This window comes from Halalkalibacter suaedae (assembly GCF_017939705.1).
GTDB lineage: Bacteria > Bacillota > Bacilli > Bacillales > Bacillaceae_D > Halalkalibacter > Halalkalibacter suaedae.
Map to the genome: position 1 here is coordinate 173176 of NZ_JAGKSQ010000003.1, position 16992 is coordinate 190167.

The window sequence follows — 16992 nt, forward strand, 5'->3', positions numbered from 1 at the left end:
TCACCTTCCTTTGTCTCGATCTATGAATTCTTTTATAGGTTTCCACAAAATCTTACCAACTGATCTGCCTTCCATAATAACGTCTGATGCCTCAATTAAAATATTCACGTCATTACTGACTTTTTGACGGTTTAACAAACCGTCAGATAAATGATTTTGAGCTTGTGCTATTAACTTTGCTATTTTCATAGCATGACTACCCTCAAAGGGAACAATACCCTCCTCAACGTCTCCAAAGCCAGCATTTCCAGCAACAAACGGCTTAGTCATAACACCACCAGTTTTATGCCACGATACATTAACTTTTGGCATACTAATATTAGGTGGAATCAAGTCAAACTTTCCTTTTATACTGAAATGAGGTAACTTAATCTTTGGTAAACTCCAATTCAGCCCTTTGAAGAGATTGCTGATCTTACTTCTTAAAATACTTGCTTTATCCATGATAGTGTCCCAATTTTTATACAGACTAACTCCAACTCCAATAACACTTGTTATAGGACTAATTAAACCTAATAACACACCTTTAAACGGACCCAATTTTTTTATAAATGCATCCCCCCTAGATGTCACCGTGTCCCAATTCTTATAAAGAGCTATACCAATAGCAATCAAAGCTGTAATAACACCTATCACTATTAAAATAGGGGAAGCAACAGCACCTATAGAAATACCTAGTGCCCCTGATAAACCTATTAAAGAGGTTAATATAGGGGCCAGAACCAAACAAACACCAGTAATCGTACCGATCACGGTTATAATCGCAAGAATTGATGTTACTAATGTTGGATTATTTTTTGTCCACTGGGCTACACGGGAGATAACACCAGCAAAGATAAGTATCAATGGTTCGGATGCAACTTTTAGTTCATTAATTGCTTGTTTCATTTGCACAGCAGGAGTTTCATCAAGTCGTGAAACTGAATTATTAAGGTTGTCTTGTCCCTGCTTCAGATTGACAATGGCATTGTCTGCATTGAGAATGGTGTCGATGATATTAACTCCTTGATCTTCCCACATAGTTCCAAAGATTTGAACACCCAAAGCATTCTTCTTAGTTTCATCATCCATATTTTGAAGGGCTATGGCGATTTCTTTCATCGCTTGAGAGCCACCTTCTCCACCTTTAGCAACAGCTTTTCCCCACTCAGTAAATTGATCAGCAGACAATTTAGTACCGTCAATTATATCCGAAATAGCATCCGGGACTGTGTATCCTAATTCAGCTACACGAATTCTTCCCTCTTTTAGACCGTCCATTAAGTTATCAATATTCCATGTACCTGTATCAACACCTGCTGCAAATAACCCTTGAATCTCTTTAGCCGAATAACCAGCCATTTGAAGTTGAGTACCATATTCAGCTATGATATCTAACTGTTCTGGTGGAAAACCCGTTTTGAGCAATGAATTTGTCATTCCGAGTGCTTCTTGATTAGAGATACCTAGTGCATTAGAGATTTCATTTGTTTCCTGTATTAGCTCTGTGAAGTCCACATCACCATAAGCTGTTACAATTGCACTAGCACCCTTTACAACTTCACTATTGGAAGCATTGCTTGCATCTTTATTTAAAGCCCATTGTCTACGTACACCTTCTAAGGCTGATTCAGCATCTACTCCATATGCTTCAATATCCTTTATCGCATCCCGAATAGTACCTTTTGCCGATTCGGGTACATCATATGAAATGTCTATCTTGGCTTTTAATGACGTTGCGTCTAAAGCCTGGCTAGATAGTCCCGCTACACCTAAACCACCTACTATTGCTCCTATTTCATTACCTAATCCATCCACAGACTTTGTTGCCTCGTCTGCATCTTTAGAGAGCTTGTTTAGATCTTTACGAACTTCTTTAATAGAGGAACCATCATCTATCTTATTAATAGATTGACGGACTTTATTAATATCAGCAGATGATCCTAATGCTTCTTTAGATACCTTGTTAAATGCTTCATTTAGATCTTTAGAAGAAGCTGTGCCATTGTTAATAGCTTTCACTAAGTCAGATCCAAGTGTATCAGTAAAATCTTTAACATCTGTTCCGGTTGTAGTAAATAGGCCTTGTAGATTTTTGAGGGATTGTTGATACGTATTTTGTTGCTTAGTTGTGTTTGCGATTTGATTTTCAACTTTTTGTTCAGCAATCTGAAAGGTTAGTAGCTTATCCTCAAGCTTTCCTACTTCGACAGAGTTTTCACCATACACCTCTTTAGCTTTAGAAAGTTGGCCTTGCACAGATTGCACTTTATTCTTTGCTACTTCATGCTGTTTTGATAAATTAGCTAGTTTGGCATCGAAGCGCTCGGTCTGTGACCCATTCTGCTTTAATTGTTCTTCCTGTAGTCTAAATTCTTTTCGTAATTTGGTACTTTCGGCATTCATTTCTCTAATACCGTCATTAAACTCTTTGTTAAATACCGTAAACTTTACTTTGGTTTCTGGATTTTTTGCCATAGTTAACCTCCCTTCCTACTCTGTTTGAGGATTGTTCTGCCATGAATCAAATGCAACCTTTCCTTCATAAATGCGTTCTACCGATGCATAAGGGGTGTACCAAAAAGTATCTGGATCAATTCCACATACAGTGCAGTAAAGAACATATTTATCTTCTACACATTCAATATTAACTTTTGGGGCTTTTACTTTTTGCCCCTTTTGGACTTTTTTCCTGTACTTTTCACCAATCCTTGAGCAAAGTTATTCTTTTGCTGTCCCAACGCCAAGTCACCAATCAGCTCACCATATCTTGTCATTGTTTGTTCTAAGTCTTCATGGTAGAGCAAGCAAAAATCTTCAAATGTATATTCAAAATTTTTATTAAGCCCCACACAACCTAAGTAGATAATTTTCAAACATTGAATTTCATCCACTCCACCTAGCAAGTGAGCATATTCAGCTACACGTTCAGGATTTTTTTGAATTTCATCAATGTCTTGCTGATTAACACCAAACAACTTAGCAAAATCACTAATCAGTGAACCCTCTAGTAAACCCATATTACGACCAACCATAAGAGCATGATTTGTCAACGCTGCAGGAACTTTTTTAGAATTAATGTAGCGTGTTTTGTGTTCACCTTCTTCTTCATAGACCTCAAGCTCTTTAAGTTCAATCATCCTAATTTTCATGATCTTCTCCTTTCAAATTAATAAAAAAAAGAGTAGGAATTAACCTACTCTTTTAGGGGGTTGGTATTGCTTCGACTAACGCATAATCAAAAGAAGTATGCCAAGTTTCGGCAATAGTAGGATCATTTAACTCCGAAACCAAAGCTTCATAATATAAATGACCCTGGCCATCCGGATAACAACTAAATGCAATTTCAAGTTGAGCAACTTCATCTGCCCCATTTTCAATAGCAAATTTAAACCCTGTGGAACTAACAGCTTTTGGAAATGCGATTAACTTTGTCACTTCTTCAAATTCATCAATGACATCGGCTGTATAAATAAATTCTTTTCCTTTTGAATCCTTTGAATATGAATAAATACCAGGCTTTAAATTGTCTGTTTTTAATCCAAATAAATCTCTAACTACTTGAACAGGAATATGTCCAGAAACGGTGATATCCATTTTTTCTGGCTTCGACTTCTTAGCGACCTCCACACCTTCGCATCTTTTAATAATTTCTCTTAGCGTCGTTTCACCTTCCACGCTGCCGACGCATCCAAACTTAGTTCCATTTGCGAATGAACCATCATTTTGTTTAAATTGAACACTTGAATTTTTGATCGAAACGGCATCAAAATTTTCTACTATAGTGGGCATTATTTCAATTCCTCCTTTAATTTCTCATCTGCTTTTGCATTTATTTCTTCAACTATTTTATTAATACTTCGTTCTAAACCTATTTCCATAAATTCCTGTTCGTTTTTCCCTAGAGATGTACCGAGAGCATCATTTGGGAAGACAAGATAGTAAAATTGGCGTTTAGGTTTAATCTCGAAACCTAAATTAAACTTCTCAGAGCGAAATGGTTTGCTAGTTTTTGCATGTTTCTTTTTTTTGTCAGATAGAGGCATACGTTCAATAATACTATCTGTAACTAACTCAATACCTGTTTTGTGCAGTACATCATTAATTATCTTCTCGACATTATCAGGTAGTTTTCTTAACTTATCTTCAAGTGCGGATAACTCCTTATAATCAAACTCAAATCGTACAGTCATAGGTTATCTTCCTTTTAAAAATCGTTGTCACTTGATCAATAAAGTCATCAGTATCTTTTTTCTGACCACTTTGTTTAAAAGTCCGATCAAATTCAATTGCTGAGATATTAGAGATTAAAGTAATGATGTCAATAGTATCCTCATCCACTAGATCATTATTTTCACTAATAAAAACAATACTAACTTCTTGGTACACATTATTGACACCTGTACTCTGAATATCACCATAAACAACGATGAAATAATTATGACTAGATAATTCTTTTAATTCATCTTCGGCCACATTATCTTGAAAAACAGGAAGGTTAAAGTGAGTAGTTAAGTTATTCTTTATTGATTTTACTTGTTTATCCATTAATCGTTTTGTTTTGACATTCATTTACTCACCTACTTTTTGCAAATAAAAGTATAGATACCGCTTTTCTCTGTCATGGTCTACCTTTATCACTTCAAACTCATTGTTATCAATTACGCACAACATGTCACTCTTACTAATGTTTAGAAAAGAAGGGGGGAAGCGTGTTTTGATCTTTAAATCAAGACTACTCCCCATTGAACCAGCAAACATATAGTCAGAATCACGTGCATTCATTAATCGGAATGCAAGTTTTCCTTCAGGTATAAATTCTTTACCTGCACGTTTACCTTTTTCAGTACGTCGAGTTACATTTCTTCCATATTCTAAGAAACCATCATTAAACGTCTCCCGATGTTGTTCCATCGATCACACCGACTTTCCCAAGAGCCACATTTAAGATAAGACGCCCTAGCTCGTGACGGTAATTTACCTCGAATTGATCGGCTGTATTATTATAGACATAGCGACAACGCTCGAGAAGAATCTCTTTAGGTTCAAGTTCCCTAACAAAATCAAAAGACGCACCTGTTAAATTCGACAAGTACGCCTCTGATTTAAGTATCATTTTTTTGAAATCATTATCTTCATCTGTCCAAGTGATCTGTAACTTACCTTTTAGCTCTTCTAGCAAGTCAGCTTGTACAATTGCATCCATATTATTTTCCTAAAACAAGATTGATAAGTTCATCCTTGTTGTTATCTGATTTATATTCAATGTTTTTGCTGTTTAGGTATGCCTGAAGATCTTCATTCTTGATCTTTTTAAGTTCAGTTGCAGTCAACTTAGATAGGTCGCCATCTTCACCGTCTGGTTCATTGTTTACCTCTTCACCAATAAAGACTCTATTGTACTTGTTATCCTTTGATTGGAGAACAGAAACTCGCTCTTCACTAGTTTCCTTGCCTTCTGCAGGGTAAGAGTCCCCTGTTTTATAGAGGACATTATGTTCTAAATCATTAAACGTATTTAATACTGTGTATCTCATCTGATATTACCTCCTAATTATATTTGGGTTACTAAACAGCTGGTACTTCTTCAACTCCAAGATTGCTAATATCAAACACTTCAAACGAGTCAGCGTCTAATGGTCGTCCGTTGGCTAGTTGACGAATCAAGTAAAGACGTTGATCCTCGATCATGCGAAGTACATCGGTCGTTTCTAGCTTTTGTTCTGCCGCTACACCCATGAAGTAATCTTTCGGCTTACCTGAAACCATTCGACCCAGTGGCATTGCAGGAGTTTCAACAATTGTTAAACCTGGTACCGCAAAATTATTATAAGTCCAAGTTCCGTCATCCTTTTGTTTTGCCCCAAGAGCAAAGAAACGAAGAGCATAATCTAAAGGATTGATAATTAATGTAACTCCAGTATAACGACGTGTTCCGTTCTTCGTTGTAGGAGCAAGGATTTTTTCACCAATTACTTTTGGAGTGAACTCTGTGAGAACTGTGGCTGTCTTATTTTGGTATGCTCCTCCAACAATGTCAGCTTCTAAATCCTTTAGCATACCAATCGGCTTTTTATTACCATCACCGTTAACAATTGCATTCTCTAATTCATCAGCAACAACTTCTCCCATAAACATACGAACGTAACGGTCTAACCACTCAGGACCGAGCTCAAACATAGCCTTAGAAACAACAAGGAAACCACTTAACTTGAACATACCCTGTTCAATTGTACGGAAGCCCTCGTCTAACATTTCTTGAATGGCAGAAGTTACATCTCCCCAGAAGGCTACAGGTTCACCTGGCTTACGAAGAACCCATGCGGTAGTAGCTCCTGTGCGTTGGAAATTTACTAAAGAGAGGAGTGGATGCTCCTTCTCTAAATCTTCAAACACACGTTCAAAAACGGTAGGAGGCATAAGCTTGACAACTTCATCAAAAGAGTTCGCTTCAATAGCAGCGTTATAGAATTTCTTCTCTTCTGTCGTAAGAACACGAACACCACGAGAAGCTAAGACTTGTGCATCCCACTGTTCCTCATCAGCACGTTTGGCTTCTTTGACTACCGAATTCATCATGTCTTGAATGTGTACCATATTCGATTCAAAATTATTCATGATCGCCTCAGCGACACCATGTGCATCTCCAGATTCAAACACTTCTTGCATTGCTTTAATTCGCTCATCTTTATTTTGAATTTTTGCCTTGTCATCTAAATTTTGGATCCCTGTACCTCCAAAATGTTGCAAGTGCATTTTTAATGGACTTTCTTTTGTAACTACTTTATAAACATGCTTTGTCATGTTAATCCTCCTGTGGCCAAAATAAAAACGCCTATTATTGGCGTTTGAATCGGCTTATAATATTATTTTTTCCAGATGCCATAATCGGCTCCGGATTGTTCATACGGAATTTTTGGAGAATACTGTTCTTAAATTCTTCTGGATCCTCAACAGCTGGTGTATTACTTACTTTATCGGCTAATCCCACTTCCACAGCTTCGTTGGACGTAAACCAAGTCTCATTAACAATCAATGTATCGATTTCTTCACGATCACCCTGATAACGAGTCATGTAAATATCAGCAAGTGACCTGTCAATACCCTCAAGAGCATTTAAAGTCTTGCGAATATCTGTCTTAGTTCCCATTGCTATTGTGGCACCCTCATGAATCATCATCATAGAACCAGTGTTCATGATTAGTTCATCAGCTGCCATTGCAATAATAGATGCTGCACTTGCTGCAACTCCATCTACAGCTACTATTACTTTCGCCTCGTGATTCTTCAACTGATTGTAGATTGCAATTCCATCAAATACATCACCACCATAGCTGTTGATATGGACTTTAATATTTTGAGTGTTGATTCCCTTCAACATTGATTCAACATCTTTTGCTGTTACGTAGTCGCCCCACCATGATTCCCCAATGTCACCGTAAATTGTAATCTTGCTAGTATCCTCACTTATTGCCTCAGCTTTGAATACCTTATCAATCTTCGGCAGTTGGTTGAATTTATCATTTTTAAAACGCTTTGGTTTCATGTGTTCTCACCTCCTTCCAGAGTTTTGATATCTTGATAATTCTTTGTGACATATCTTTTATCTGCCCAATCCTCTTGAATTGGATCTCTTCCGACTAAAGCTAATATTTCATTAAAACTGAATCCAATAGCAAATAGCTTGTCAGCTGCGGCTGCAAGTTGAGTAATATCGACTACTTTTATTTGATTTGTGTCAATTTTCATATAAGTTCGTTCCAAAAACTGCTCCTTGTTGTACACTTTTCGGTTGAATTCATCCATAATCAACTCGACAATCGGTTTTATTCCAAACATAATAAAACTATCAACAAGCTTTTCAACATCAGCAACATCCCCTTTAATTAAACCTCTAGGAATATGCAGTGGCATTGCGACAAAATCAATAATGTCGTTAACTATTTCACGGATATCACGGCTAGTACCATTATTCCCTGCGTTTCCCTTTTGACCATCACTCATGTCTTCCATTGTATAACCATCTTGTATTTGAAAAGCCGAACCCTCTTTGTCTGGATCAAACCAATTCTTTAACTGGCCTTCAAACATGGCATCAATTGCTTCTTGAGTCTCTTTATTTTGAGGTCTTAAGAAATCTCCCTTGATTAAGTAACGCTTATTGTTTTTCCGTTTGTAATAATTCATACCGGATGCCAATAGCTTGCCGTAGTCTTCATAAAGGCTATTAATGACGTGCATAACATTTCGATTGTTGAGCTTAATACTTAGCACATCAGATTCCAAAAACGTTTTTCCAATCTTCAAATCACCTATGATGACATCGCTGTACACATTTTCTTTAAATGCAAATTCTTTCACTGAATAATCATCAGCCACATACAGCTGATCATCTTGCATAATAATCAACACTTCATTATTCATAATGAGATTGTTCACTAGACTATGGATAAATTCTGTTGCATTCTGGTTTTGATTCGGCTGTACGTTAAGGAGATAATAATTCTCTCCTCGTTTTTCTTTACCTTTTTCAAACGTTTGAAATTCACACCTGCTGATTGTATTGGCAATCAGATCAATACATGACTCAACCGCTAAACGTTTGTAATATGCTTTGACATTTAGTTCGAAAAAATAACCGTCCAGCTTAATCGTATTGCTTGAACCAAACCATGTTCGAAACCAATCAAACGCGCCCAAGTTCTCACCTCCCTTATGCTTAGTAATTGAACGATTTGAAGATTTTCTTCACATTATCTTTTGTTATTGCTGTTTGTTCTTTCAAAACAGAATCAAAATTCAACGCATGCAAAAAAGCGAAAAACCCATCGGTCTTCCGCTTTTCTTTATCGATCTTCTTATATTCAACATTTCCATTATGATGTTCTTCCTTATAAATATTTCCTACATACCAACGCATAAGGGGATCGTCACCGAAAACAATGGATTGCTGTACAAACATCTCTTCAACCAGAGGAGACAGCATAGCATGTGTTGCAGGACCTCTTCGAACAATCTCCACATCAAATCCAGCTGTTGTGAATGCTTCTTTAAGGATTGTTGAACGGTATAAGTCCATACTAACCTTCAATATTCTGAACGTTTTAGCCTGCTCAACAAACCAGTTCAACACATGACTAGAATTAATAGACTCATCATACACAACGGTTAATAACTTTTTCTCTATCGCTAAGGCAATGATCTCTGGATTAATGTCCTGTAGCTTTGGTGCTGTATGATGCATGAATGTATGCTGCATCCAGTAACGCTTTCCATCAACTTTAAATAACAGACCCACAGAGCAAAAGTCTCTAATTTGTGCAAAGTCAACCGCACCGATTGCTTCAATACCTTTAAGATCTTCTGGAAGTGGCTGATCGGTAGCTAATCGTTCCTCATAGGTTGCAACTTCTTTTCGTGCATCTTCAACAGGTAAATTCATACGTTTCGTCATGAACTCTGTTCGCAAAGCACTATTCAGCTGCATGTCATGATATTCTTGCTTCATTTCTGTCTGTAAATGTTTGTTATAACGATATGAAGGATTGGCTTTCTCCCACATATCAATGTCATCAACTTCTTTTTCATCGTCCAACTTACAAATGAAAGGGAACAACGTTGATTCGGGAAGTTCTTTGTTCAGGACCATCTTAGCTTCTGCTTTTAGATCATCCAGGACTCCACCACGAATATAACCATCTGTTGTAATATAAAATGTCCGAGGATCTGGTTTCTTACCAAGACCGGACGTAAATACTTTTACATCTCCATAATTGTCATACTCATGTATTTCGTCAAAGATGATAACACCACTTCGCTTACCATCTTTTGTCCTTGCGTTTGATGTATTGTATTCCATTTTCGATTTCGTTTTTTTGTGCTGGATAAGAACCTTTGATTTGTAAAAAACCTTTTTCATTTTTTTAGAATGCTTCGGTTCATCCAGTACATTGTATACATCTTCAAACGATGTCTTTGCTTGTTTTTCCGATGTAGCGACAATATCGATGTCATAATTCTGTATCCCGTGATGTCCGGTCAACATAAAAAAGCTGTTGTAAGAAATGTAACCATTCTTACCAGCTCCACGACCAATCTCTATTAAAAAACGGTTAAACATTAGCCGACCATCTTCATACCTAACACCAAAAATGAAAGCATTACAAAATCTTTGCCACACAAATAACTCAAACGGAAAATAGTCTGCTGGAACCTCTACAGATTTCTCAATAGCCTCTGCATCGATCACGACACCTGGCTGATCTAACTTCCAACGTATAAAATCCATTAATAACTTTTGTTCGTTGCAAGCTTGGATCGTACCACTATCAACCATGTGCATGTATTCATCGATGTACGGATGATACTTATACGTCGTTGGCATCGTCATCATCCTTATCAATCTTAGATGCTCTCAATTCAAGCTCAGCTAGAATCTTCAACATTTGAGCACTCGTTTTGTTCAACTCATTAATGCTTTCGTTCTTTTTTTCGCCTGATTGCTTTCCGTTTGACCAGGTAACAACAACGCCGCGTCGGTCAATATCATCAATTAGTCTATTTTTAATATCCCACATCGACATGTAATCACAAACTAAATCCTTAAAGTGACTACCGAACGTCCCATTCTCTTCAAGTTGGTTTAAAAGGTCGTTTTTTATTATTTCTCTAAGAGGGTTCACGTAATCTAATTGAGAATCGGGTTGCATTTCCTCAATTCCGGGTGCAATTTCTGGCTTAGGTGCATCGTCTCTTTGCCAGTTGTACCTTTTTTTCCAGGACTTGACGGTATTAATAGAAACGTTGTATTTTTCAGCAATTTCTCTGTACTTCATTTTGTTCAAATAGTCGATATGAGCGAGCTTGCGTATGTCTGAATTATTATTCATTCATATACACCACCCCACTTTTTGTTCTGATTTTTTTACGTATGCACCCTCTTTTTCGGGAAATAATTTATGTTTCATAGGGTGCATACCGCCTGTTATGTGAAAAGAGCAAAAAATATTTTTACCGCTCTCCCCTCCCCGTTGAATGGGTCCCCAAAAAAATTGCGACTTTTTTGACCGGGGGGTGTTTATTTCCTTTGCTACCATCTCTCCTCATTAATAAATTTATCTTTCTTCTTTTGTTGTTGATCTAACCGATCATGCACGTCGTTATGACATCTGATACAAAGACACAACAAATTGTCCAAGGTTAAAGAAAGATCAGGTCGATGCTTCACCTCGTTGATATGGTGAACGTTCTCAGCTTTATGGTACTTGCCTTTCTCTTTACACATCTGGCATTCGTAGTTATCTCTTCTCAATGCTTCAGCACGTATCTGGAACCATTCTTTTGATTTGTAGAACTTCAATAGATTCCCTTCAATGATGTGTTGAATAATGCTACTCATCGAACACCTCCTAACAAAAGAAAAAGCATTCCATAAAGGAATGCATGATTGTGATATTATTCTAATTCTTCTAACGCGTCCGGATAAACAACCGAATCAAACTGTTCTCCAGTAGCTGCATCTTCATAGTTTATAATAACCTTATAATCATCTGGATTAACTCCATCAAACAGTTGATAGTATAGGGCTCCGAATACTACACCTAACACAGCAAAACCATCAAAGCTATTCTCAAACTCTTCACGATTTACAACAACTTTAAATTCAGAGAACGAACCGTTTGCAACGACATCAACAATTGAAGGATATTCTCCACTTGTTTTTAGATTCTCGATCGATTGCGTCATACTTGTTTTCATTTCTTCCATCATGTCTGCGTGTGTACCCTTCGACATCTTGTAGGTGTATGAACCATCGTCATTTGGAGTAACTGTGATTCCCTCAGCCTCTGCTTCAGCAATTGAAGATTCTACATCTTCCTCTTCAAACATGGTAGCTGGCATTGTGATCTCAACACTTAAAAGGTTTTTATCAACTTCAATATCTCCCTCTTCTTCAACAACCTCTTCTGGTTCTGTTGTTTCTTCCCGAATTTCATCTTCTTGATTATTCTCTCCTGCAGAAGCTGAAGTTCCGGTCTCTTCTTCTGCACCACATGCTACTAAGCTAACAGAAACTAAAGAGATCAGAAGAAAGTAAAATAAGTACTTCATTTGTGTATGTCCCCCTTTTTGTTTACAGGGACCATTATACTACTCTTCCACATTTATGGTAATGTATTTTTTGAAAGTTTCCAGGACTAAAGAAAAAGACACACAGTTAAGAGTGTCTCAATGCTTTTAATTAATTTGGTAAATTTTCAAGAGCGTATTGGGCTTGTTCTTTTGTATATTGATCGCCGTATTCCGATGCAAGTTGGTCCAATAATTGTTGGTCAGACATTGGCGAAATCTCTTGATAGGTTTTTGCTGCTTCAAGAGCTTCTTCGTTATAGTCAACTTCTACATTTTCAATAGCATATTGAGCGGCGTCGTCTGGATATTGGTCCCCATACTCAGATGTCAATTGTTCAAAAAGTCCTTTTTCTGAAAATGGCATGATATCGACATAATTTTGAGCAGACCTTAAAGCATTTTGAAATTCACGCGGGACTTCAGCTGGTTCTTGCTCAGCTGGTTCGACCTCTACTACTTCTTCTTCTGCTACTTCTTCTGTTTCTTCAACCTCTGTTTCTTCATCAGCAATAGCATCAGCTTCATTTTCTATTTCTGTTTCTTCCGTTGCTTGTGTTTCAGCAGGTACTTGCTCCTCTTCAACTGCTCCGCATGCAGTCATAACGGCAATCAATAACACCATTATGGGTAAAGATAATAATTTTTTCATAGTAATTAGCCCCCTGTTTTTTTAATACAGGAACTATTATACTATTGTTTACATGAGAAGGAAAAGTTGCTGATTAAACACAATCTTCATCATATCTGATTTATGACAAAAGAAAAAGCACCTCAAATTTGGGATGCTTTGCTTTTTCCTAAAGTTAATTTTCTGGATCGGTTTGGTTTAGTTTAGGTAATAACACTTGTACAAATTCTGTAGGCATTCTCTCTTTTATATCATCTGGTAAATAATTATAGGCCGTGGTTCCTAAAAGTGTTGCTAATTTCGGATGCTTTTGTGTCCACATGTATGTTTTAGTTCCAAACAATAACAACCAATTCTTTTTTGTTAAATGTTCTGATTGCAGTTTCAACTTTGAAATGTCCCTTTTTAAGCTGCTAATTTCAGAATTAAAATCTCCCTCTTTCTCTATATCATTTTGTATTTTTTCAATAAGGCTTTTTTCTAACTGATCCAACTTATTTTTTAGTTCTTCTACCTCCGAATTGGTAAATTCGGTTTCATCTTGATAACTACTTAATTTATTTGTGATCTCATCAATGTGCCTTTTATTTTCTTCTGCACGCCTCATTTCAGGCGATGACTGTATTTCTTTATCAACATTTCCGATCCAAGTTTTTATTTCCTTTAACAAAGCGGATACTTCATCAATATTACTGTATTGTTCCGTTTCATAAACCTCTCCCGGTGAATACGTTATGTCAAATTCTAAAGTACTCGTACTTTTAAACCTAAAAAAAATATCTTCTTTATATGTGTAAGAAATATTGAGCATTACAGTCTCATCCTCACCTTTTCGGTAAGTAATTGAGAAGTCTTCAGCTTCTACAAATCTACCTACTAGTCTATCTTTTATAGAATGGATAAATGCTTTTGAGAACATATAATTAAACCACCTTTCGACCAATTTAACTATATATTAACAAATTTTAATTCTCACTACTATTTTTATCATTCTCAATGTCACATATCTTAGAGGGAGTTATATTCACCGAAATCTCAAAACCCTTGCCCTATATATCTTCGCCCTGCTTACATAAACCAATGTCACAACTTCTAAATTATGTGACATTGTAGGTATAAAAAGAATCTATCAATAGCCATCAATTAGACTATTTTAAATTTCCTCATGGCGTTATCCATTGCATCTTGATCAATGCCTATATAACGAAGAGTCTCTGCTTGATCAGTATGATTCAGTAGCTTCTGGAGCAGTGCAATATTCTTCGTTTGTGTGTAAAAATGATATCCGAACGTTTTACGAAGTGTATGGCATCCGATTGCATCCAACCCATGAACTTCAGCTGCTTCGCGTAATATCCGATAAGCTGTTTCTCTAACAATCGGCTTATTTCTGCCTTTACGTGATTGAAAGAGGTAATCATCTGATTTCATGCCAGCACAATATTTCTCCAACTCTCTATGAAGACCAGGAGTAACCCGTTGGCGCTTTTGCTTCTTTGTTTTGAACTCTCTCAAACTAAGATAATGACCGCTGACGTCTCTAACCTTCAAATTAAGAATATCTTTTATCCTAAGTCCGGTATTAATTCCAAGAAAAAAAATCATATAATTACGCTCGTTTTCCTTACGTAAAAACTCCGCAATTTCTTGAATCTTCTTGGTGTCTCGTATTGGTTGGACGAAATTCACATACCATCACACTCCTTTCAAAAAATTCCTTTCATATAGAGGTGGCAAACGGGCGACAAAGAAATAAAAAACTCCACTAATTAGCTAGTGGAGCACAGAAAAGAGAAGTTGATTTCTTAATTTTTATCTTTTCATCGCATCTTTTCATAATATTATTTATTGTCCCTTTGCATATCCCTAGCAATCTAGCTGCTTCAGTTCTGGTATACGCTTCACCACGAACAAGTAAGTAAACCTCTTTTTCTCTTCCTGTTAGAATACTAAGAGCATCCTCAATTCGTTCCTTTTCGTATTCAGATATTCCAGTATGGCTTGTGCTGCTCTCAGCAACAAAGGATTGCATTAATAATGGATCTAGAGGTTGCTCATTTTGATATGCTGCCCTTCTCTCGATTCCTCTTCTGTGACCAGGACGACGACCACTCTGCATCCATTCAATTGCATATCTTAAATCGCTTGCCATGCTTCCTAAATGAATTCTATCTTCTTCAGTCGCTGTAGGTTTTGCTTTTTCTATTCTTCTCAATGATTCTTTGTATTCCTGAATAAGTAGTTGCATCTTAAATCGCCTCCCTAATTTTTTTGTCTCACAGCACCACGATGACGGCCATAAGTAGGTCTATTACTTCCCATCATGTCTTTAATTTCACGAGTAGTAAGGTTTTCTTTAATAGGCTTTGGATTATTTTGTTTAATTTGGTTTTTGTAATTCTTGCTATCCATCCCTAACACCATCCTTTTAGAAATAAAAAAAGAGGACACAAACAGAAAACGATTAAGTCGTTAACTGTTTGTGTCCTCCGTTTTTCGGTCAGACAATTATTTTATTAATAAAGTGGAACACCAAAATGTATTTCCTTTTCACAATAAGGAATCAATTGCTAAACACCCTCCCTTTAATGAAAGATTTACTCGAACTACGCATTAATTTGGATATATTTTTACCAGAAGGATAAAATAACAATTAAACAAGCTTTTAGGGCGGTGATATATTTGTTCAATCAATTTCTTTTATGGTCCACACTAATTATTCCTTGGTTAGCGCTTATCCCCTTAAATAAAAATATTGTTAAAAGTTTTATCCCATCATCTCTGTTTGGTGCACTTTTATTAACTTTCATTTTCCAAATTGCGGACAAATTTAGTTGGTGGGAGATAACTGAAAATATAATTTTACTTTCAAATATCACACCATTTGTTTATGGAGTTTTTCTTGTAGGCACCATTATAATTTTATATTTTACCTATCATAGTTTTCTGTTCTTCATGTTAACTAACCTTATAATCGATGCCCTTCTATCTTTTGGAATTAGTAAATGGTATGAACATTTAGGCATCTATAAATTAATTAACATTAATTCTCTCGGTGTTTATTTGTTAACCATAGTTGTCGCTATCTTGATTTATAGTTTTCAAAAATGGTTGGATTCTGTAATAATTCGTGAAGAATAATTACTTCAATCATTCTGCCTGTTTCTAAAGTACATAATATTTCAATACATTCACCCTTTCTTAATTCGCATTTTTCCTCAAATCTTCTTCTGTTCCAAACTTTCAACCCGATCCACTTTACCTTTTACCCAGATAGCTGCTTGACTACCAAATCCGCTTGTTGGAGGTGCAATAGGAATCACTTGTCCATCCTTTACTACAAGTATTTGATTTGTGCTAACATCGATCTCCACTGTCATCTTTTCAAGGTCAACTAGAATTGCATTTTGTACCATGCCATTCCCTCCCGAGCGTGATATAATAAATGTGCGAATATTTATTGGTCATCCTGCTCGAGAGGGTGGCTTTTTTATTTAAAAATTTTAGAAAGCTTCTTACTTGCTTTATTTGAAATCAAATTACCACCAACATGTTTTGCTCCGTTACCCTCCTTAACTTCCTTGATCGTCTCAACCAAACCACTAACTTGTTCAAATATACCCACAATAATTTTAAGACTTTTCATTAGTACCCCTCCACTTGCCTAAGATGATTGATGCGATTTTTATTTTCATATGCAGCTTCTACTTCTTCCCACTCAAAACCAAGATCCTGAATTAGATCAACAAGTGTTTGTAACATATATAAGTAATTACCTACGCTTCTTGTTAACCCAAATGTACTGACGCGATGGAACAGTGCAAGAACAGTTGATTTTATATTTAGATCAAAATCATTATCACGAAATTCAATTGAATCAATCGCTTTTTGCTCATAATTCATATCAATACCAAGTGATAAGGTAAGGTGAAAAGAGTCAATCAATTCTTCTAACAGCTCGTCCTTATTAGGAATCGTATTGTGTCTCCAATACTTAAACCCTTTCCATTCGTTTAGTGCCTCACTAATTTCAACCAATAAACCAATTAATTTATCTGTAAATAAAGTTGATGGATCTAAATTCTTATCAAGAGCGATACTGATATCAAGATCTCGTTGTAATTCAAATAACTTTCTTAAGTTCATCTTTTTTCTCCCTTTCAAGTAATTCCACAGTTGCTTTTACGCAATCTGTGCACATTTTTATGCTTATTGGCTCTCCAGTAGTTAGATCTAAAGTTGTTAACGAAGTT

24 protein-coding genes are annotated in these 16992 nt (G+C 36.4%); 1 reads left to right on the plus strand and 23 read right to left on the minus strand.

What is annotated here, in order from left to right:
- The 20 genes from J7W16_RS08245 to J7W16_RS08340 all read right to left on the minus strand — a co-directional run bounded on the left by J7W16_RS08245 (position 1) and on the right by J7W16_RS08340 (position 15151).
- Entirely contained in the window at positions 1 to 2457 is a 2457-nt protein-coding gene (locus J7W16_RS08245; RefSeq protein WP_210596825.1) for a phage tail tape measure protein, read from the minus strand.
- 185 nt (positions 2458 to 2642) lie between these two features.
- On the minus strand, positions 2643 to 3131 hold the full coding sequence (locus J7W16_RS08250; RefSeq protein ID WP_210596826.1) for a hypothetical protein: 489 nt from the start codon (positions 3129 to 3131) through the stop codon (positions 2643 to 2645).
- A 52-nt stretch (positions 3132 to 3183) separates the two neighbouring features.
- A complete protein-coding gene (locus J7W16_RS08255; protein WP_210596827.1) occupies positions 3184 to 3771 on the minus strand; it encodes a phage tail protein in 588 nt (195 codons plus the stop codon).
- On the minus strand, positions 3771 to 4172 hold the full coding sequence (locus tag J7W16_RS08260; RefSeq protein WP_210596828.1) for a hypothetical protein: 402 nt from the start codon (positions 4170 to 4172) through the stop codon (positions 3771 to 3773). Before J7W16_RS08260 ends, J7W16_RS08255 begins: the two co-directional genes overlap by 1 nt.
- Positions 4156 to 4551 carry a hypothetical protein gene (locus J7W16_RS08265; protein ID WP_210596829.1) on the minus strand — a complete coding sequence of 132 codons (396 nt, stop codon included), beginning with the start codon at positions 4549 to 4551 and terminating at the stop codon, positions 4156 to 4158. Before J7W16_RS08265 ends, J7W16_RS08260 begins: the two co-directional genes overlap by 17 nt.
- Positions 4552 to 4893, minus strand: coding sequence for a head-tail adaptor protein (locus J7W16_RS08270; protein ID WP_210596830.1), 342 nt, complete (start codon positions 4891 to 4893; stop codon positions 4552 to 4554).
- On the minus strand, positions 4868 to 5185 hold the full coding sequence (locus J7W16_RS08275; protein ID WP_210596831.1) for a hypothetical protein: 318 nt from the start codon (positions 5183 to 5185) through the stop codon (positions 4868 to 4870). The genes J7W16_RS08270 and J7W16_RS08275 overlap by 26 nt, the downstream gene beginning before the upstream one ends.
- Position 5186: 1 nt before the next feature.
- On the minus strand, positions 5187 to 5516 hold the full coding sequence (locus J7W16_RS08280; protein WP_210596832.1) for a hypothetical protein: 330 nt from the start codon (positions 5514 to 5516) through the stop codon (positions 5187 to 5189).
- 31 nt (positions 5517 to 5547) lie between these two features.
- Positions 5548 to 6783, minus strand: coding sequence for a phage major capsid protein (locus tag J7W16_RS08285; protein ID WP_246879919.1), 1236 nt, complete (start codon positions 6781 to 6783; stop codon positions 5548 to 5550).
- A 34-nt stretch (positions 6784 to 6817) separates the two neighbouring features.
- Positions 6818 to 7525 (minus strand): head maturation protease, ClpP-related, encoded by a 708-nt coding sequence (locus J7W16_RS08290; protein ID WP_210596833.1) that lies wholly within the window; start codon positions 7523 to 7525, stop codon positions 6818 to 6820.
- Positions 7522 to 8679 carry a phage portal protein gene (locus tag J7W16_RS08295; RefSeq protein WP_210596834.1) on the minus strand — a complete coding sequence of 386 codons (1158 nt, stop codon included), beginning with the start codon at positions 8677 to 8679 and terminating at the stop codon, positions 7522 to 7524. Before J7W16_RS08295 ends, J7W16_RS08290 begins: the two co-directional genes overlap by 4 nt.
- A 19-nt stretch (positions 8680 to 8698) precedes the next feature.
- A complete protein-coding gene (locus J7W16_RS08300) occupies positions 8699 to 10363 on the minus strand; it encodes a terminase TerL endonuclease subunit (RefSeq protein WP_419095821.1) in 1665 nt (554 codons plus the stop codon).
- Positions 10347 to 10868 carry a P27 family phage terminase small subunit gene (locus J7W16_RS08305; protein ID WP_210596835.1) on the minus strand — a complete coding sequence of 174 codons (522 nt, stop codon included), beginning with the start codon at positions 10866 to 10868 and terminating at the stop codon, positions 10347 to 10349. The genes J7W16_RS08300 and J7W16_RS08305 overlap by 17 nt, the downstream gene beginning before the upstream one ends.
- Positions 10869 to 11068: 200 nt before the next feature.
- The gene (locus tag J7W16_RS08310; protein ID WP_210596836.1) at positions 11069 to 11377 is read right to left on the minus strand and encodes an HNH endonuclease; all 309 of its coding nucleotides are present in this window, start codon (positions 11375 to 11377) and stop codon (positions 11069 to 11071) included.
- 56 nt (positions 11378 to 11433) lie between these two features.
- Complete coding sequence (locus J7W16_RS08315) at positions 11434 to 12090, minus strand: hypothetical protein (protein WP_210596837.1); 657 nt, start codon at positions 12088 to 12090, stop codon at positions 11434 to 11436.
- A gap of 130 nt (positions 12091 to 12220) precedes the next feature.
- Positions 12221 to 12760 (minus strand): Ltp family lipoprotein, encoded by a 540-nt coding sequence (locus tag J7W16_RS08320; protein ID WP_210596838.1) that lies wholly within the window; start codon positions 12758 to 12760, stop codon positions 12221 to 12223.
- A 154-nt stretch (positions 12761 to 12914) separates the two neighbouring features.
- Positions 12915 to 13658 (minus strand): coiled-coil domain-containing protein, encoded by a 744-nt coding sequence (locus J7W16_RS08325; RefSeq protein WP_210596839.1) that lies wholly within the window; start codon positions 13656 to 13658, stop codon positions 12915 to 12917.
- A gap of 224 nt (positions 13659 to 13882) precedes the next feature.
- Entirely contained in the window at positions 13883 to 14428 is a 546-nt protein-coding gene (locus tag J7W16_RS08330; protein WP_210596840.1) for a site-specific integrase, read from the minus strand.
- A 76-nt stretch (positions 14429 to 14504) separates the two neighbouring features.
- Positions 14505 to 14987, minus strand: coding sequence for a sigma factor-like helix-turn-helix DNA-binding protein (locus tag J7W16_RS08335; RefSeq protein ID WP_210596841.1), 483 nt, complete (start codon positions 14985 to 14987; stop codon positions 14505 to 14507).
- A 14-nt stretch (positions 14988 to 15001) separates the two neighbouring features.
- Entirely contained in the window at positions 15002 to 15151 is a 150-nt protein-coding gene (locus J7W16_RS08340) for a hypothetical protein (RefSeq protein ID WP_210597242.1), read from the minus strand.
- Positions 15152 to 15421: 270 nt separating this feature from the next.
- Here J7W16_RS08340 and J7W16_RS08345 point away from each other — a divergent pair, with 270 nt between their 5' ends.
- On the plus strand, positions 15422 to 15880 hold the full coding sequence (locus J7W16_RS08345; RefSeq protein ID WP_210596842.1) for a hypothetical protein: 459 nt from the start codon (positions 15422 to 15424) through the stop codon (positions 15878 to 15880).
- A 77-nt stretch (positions 15881 to 15957) separates the two neighbouring features.
- Here J7W16_RS08345 and J7W16_RS08350 read toward each other — a convergent pair whose 3' ends face one another.
- From J7W16_RS08350 to J7W16_RS08360, 3 genes are all read right to left on the minus strand, one after another.
- Positions 15958 to 16155, minus strand: a complete 198-nt coding sequence (locus tag J7W16_RS08350; protein ID WP_419095822.1) for a DUF3954 domain-containing protein — start codon at positions 16153 to 16155, stop codon at positions 15958 to 15960.
- Positions 16156 to 16229: 74 nt separating this feature from the next.
- Positions 16230 to 16385 carry a hypothetical protein gene (locus J7W16_RS08355; protein ID WP_210596843.1) on the minus strand — a complete coding sequence of 52 codons (156 nt, stop codon included), beginning with the start codon at positions 16383 to 16385 and terminating at the stop codon, positions 16230 to 16232.
- Positions 16385 to 16885: a dUTP diphosphatase gene (locus tag J7W16_RS08360; protein WP_210596844.1), complete on the minus strand. Its 501-nt coding sequence runs from the start codon at positions 16883 to 16885 to the stop codon at positions 16385 to 16387. Before J7W16_RS08360 ends, J7W16_RS08355 begins: the two co-directional genes overlap by 1 nt.
- Positions 16886 to 16992: the final 107 nt, after the last annotated feature.

What these genes read in the sequence shown, in the direction of transcription:
- J7W16_RS08245 (WP_210596825.1), bottom strand. Translation starts at nt 2,457, where the DNA reads ATGGCAAAAAATCCAGAAACCAAAGTAAAGTTTACGGTATTTAACAAA.
- J7W16_RS08250 (WP_210596826.1), bottom strand. Translation starts at nt 3,131, where the DNA reads ATGAAAATTAGGATGATTGAACTTAAAGAGCTTGAGGTCTATGAAGAA.
- J7W16_RS08255 (WP_210596827.1), bottom strand. Translation starts at nt 3,771, where the DNA reads ATGCCCACTATAGTAGAAAATTTTGATGCCGTTTCGATCAAAAATTCA.
- J7W16_RS08260 (WP_210596828.1), bottom strand. Translation starts at nt 4,172, where the DNA reads ATGACTGTACGATTTGAGTTTGATTATAAGGAGTTATCCGCACTTGAA.
- J7W16_RS08265 (WP_210596829.1), bottom strand. Translation starts at nt 4,551, where the DNA reads ATGAATGTCAAAACAAAACGATTAATGGATAAACAAGTAAAATCAATA.
- J7W16_RS08270 (WP_210596830.1), bottom strand. Translation starts at nt 4,893, where the DNA reads ATGGAACAACATCGGGAGACGTTTAATGATGGTTTCTTAGAATATGGA.
- J7W16_RS08275 (WP_210596831.1), bottom strand. Translation starts at nt 5,185, where the DNA reads ATGGATGCAATTGTACAAGCTGACTTGCTAGAAGAGCTAAAAGGTAAG.
- J7W16_RS08280 (WP_210596832.1), bottom strand. Translation starts at nt 5,516, where the DNA reads ATGAGATACACAGTATTAAATACGTTTAATGATTTAGAACATAATGTC.
- J7W16_RS08285 (WP_246879919.1), bottom strand. Translation starts at nt 6,783, where the DNA reads ATGACAAAGCATGTTTATAAAGTAGTTACAAAAGAAAGTCCATTAAAA.
- J7W16_RS08290 (WP_210596833.1), bottom strand. Translation starts at nt 7,525, where the DNA reads ATGAAACCAAAGCGTTTTAAAAATGATAAATTCAACCAACTGCCGAAG.
- J7W16_RS08300 (WP_419095821.1), bottom strand. Translation starts at nt 10,363, where the DNA reads ATGCCAACGACGTATAAGTATCATCCGTACATCGATGAATACATGCAC.
- J7W16_RS08305 (WP_210596835.1), bottom strand. Translation starts at nt 10,868, where the DNA reads ATGAATAATAATTCAGACATACGCAAGCTCGCTCATATCGACTATTTG.
- J7W16_RS08310 (WP_210596836.1), bottom strand. Translation starts at nt 11,377, where the DNA reads ATGAGTAGCATTATTCAACACATCATTGAAGGGAATCTATTGAAGTTC.
- J7W16_RS08315 (WP_210596837.1), bottom strand. Translation starts at nt 12,090, where the DNA reads ATGAAGTACTTATTTTACTTTCTTCTGATCTCTTTAGTTTCTGTTAGC.
- J7W16_RS08320 (WP_210596838.1), bottom strand. Translation starts at nt 12,760, where the DNA reads ATGAAAAAATTATTATCTTTACCCATAATGGTGTTATTGATTGCCGTT.
- J7W16_RS08325 (WP_210596839.1), bottom strand. Translation starts at nt 13,658, where the DNA reads ATGTTCTCAAAAGCATTTATCCATTCTATAAAAGATAGACTAGTAGGT.
- J7W16_RS08335 (WP_210596841.1), bottom strand. Translation starts at nt 14,987, where the DNA reads ATGCAACTACTTATTCAGGAATACAAAGAATCATTGAGAAGAATAGAA.
- J7W16_RS08340 (WP_210597242.1), bottom strand. Translation starts at nt 15,151, where the DNA reads ATGGATAGCAAGAATTACAAAAACCAAATTAAACAAAATAATCCAAAG.
- J7W16_RS08350 (WP_419095822.1), bottom strand. Translation starts at nt 16,155, where the DNA reads ATGGTACAAAATGCAATTCTAGTTGACCTTGAAAAGATGACAGTGGAG.
- J7W16_RS08355 (WP_210596843.1), bottom strand. Translation starts at nt 16,385, where the DNA reads ATGAAAAGTCTTAAAATTATTGTGGGTATATTTGAACAAGTTAGTGGT.
- J7W16_RS08360 (WP_210596844.1), bottom strand. Translation starts at nt 16,885, where the DNA reads ATGAACTTAAGAAAGTTATTTGAATTACAACGAGATCTTGATATCAGT.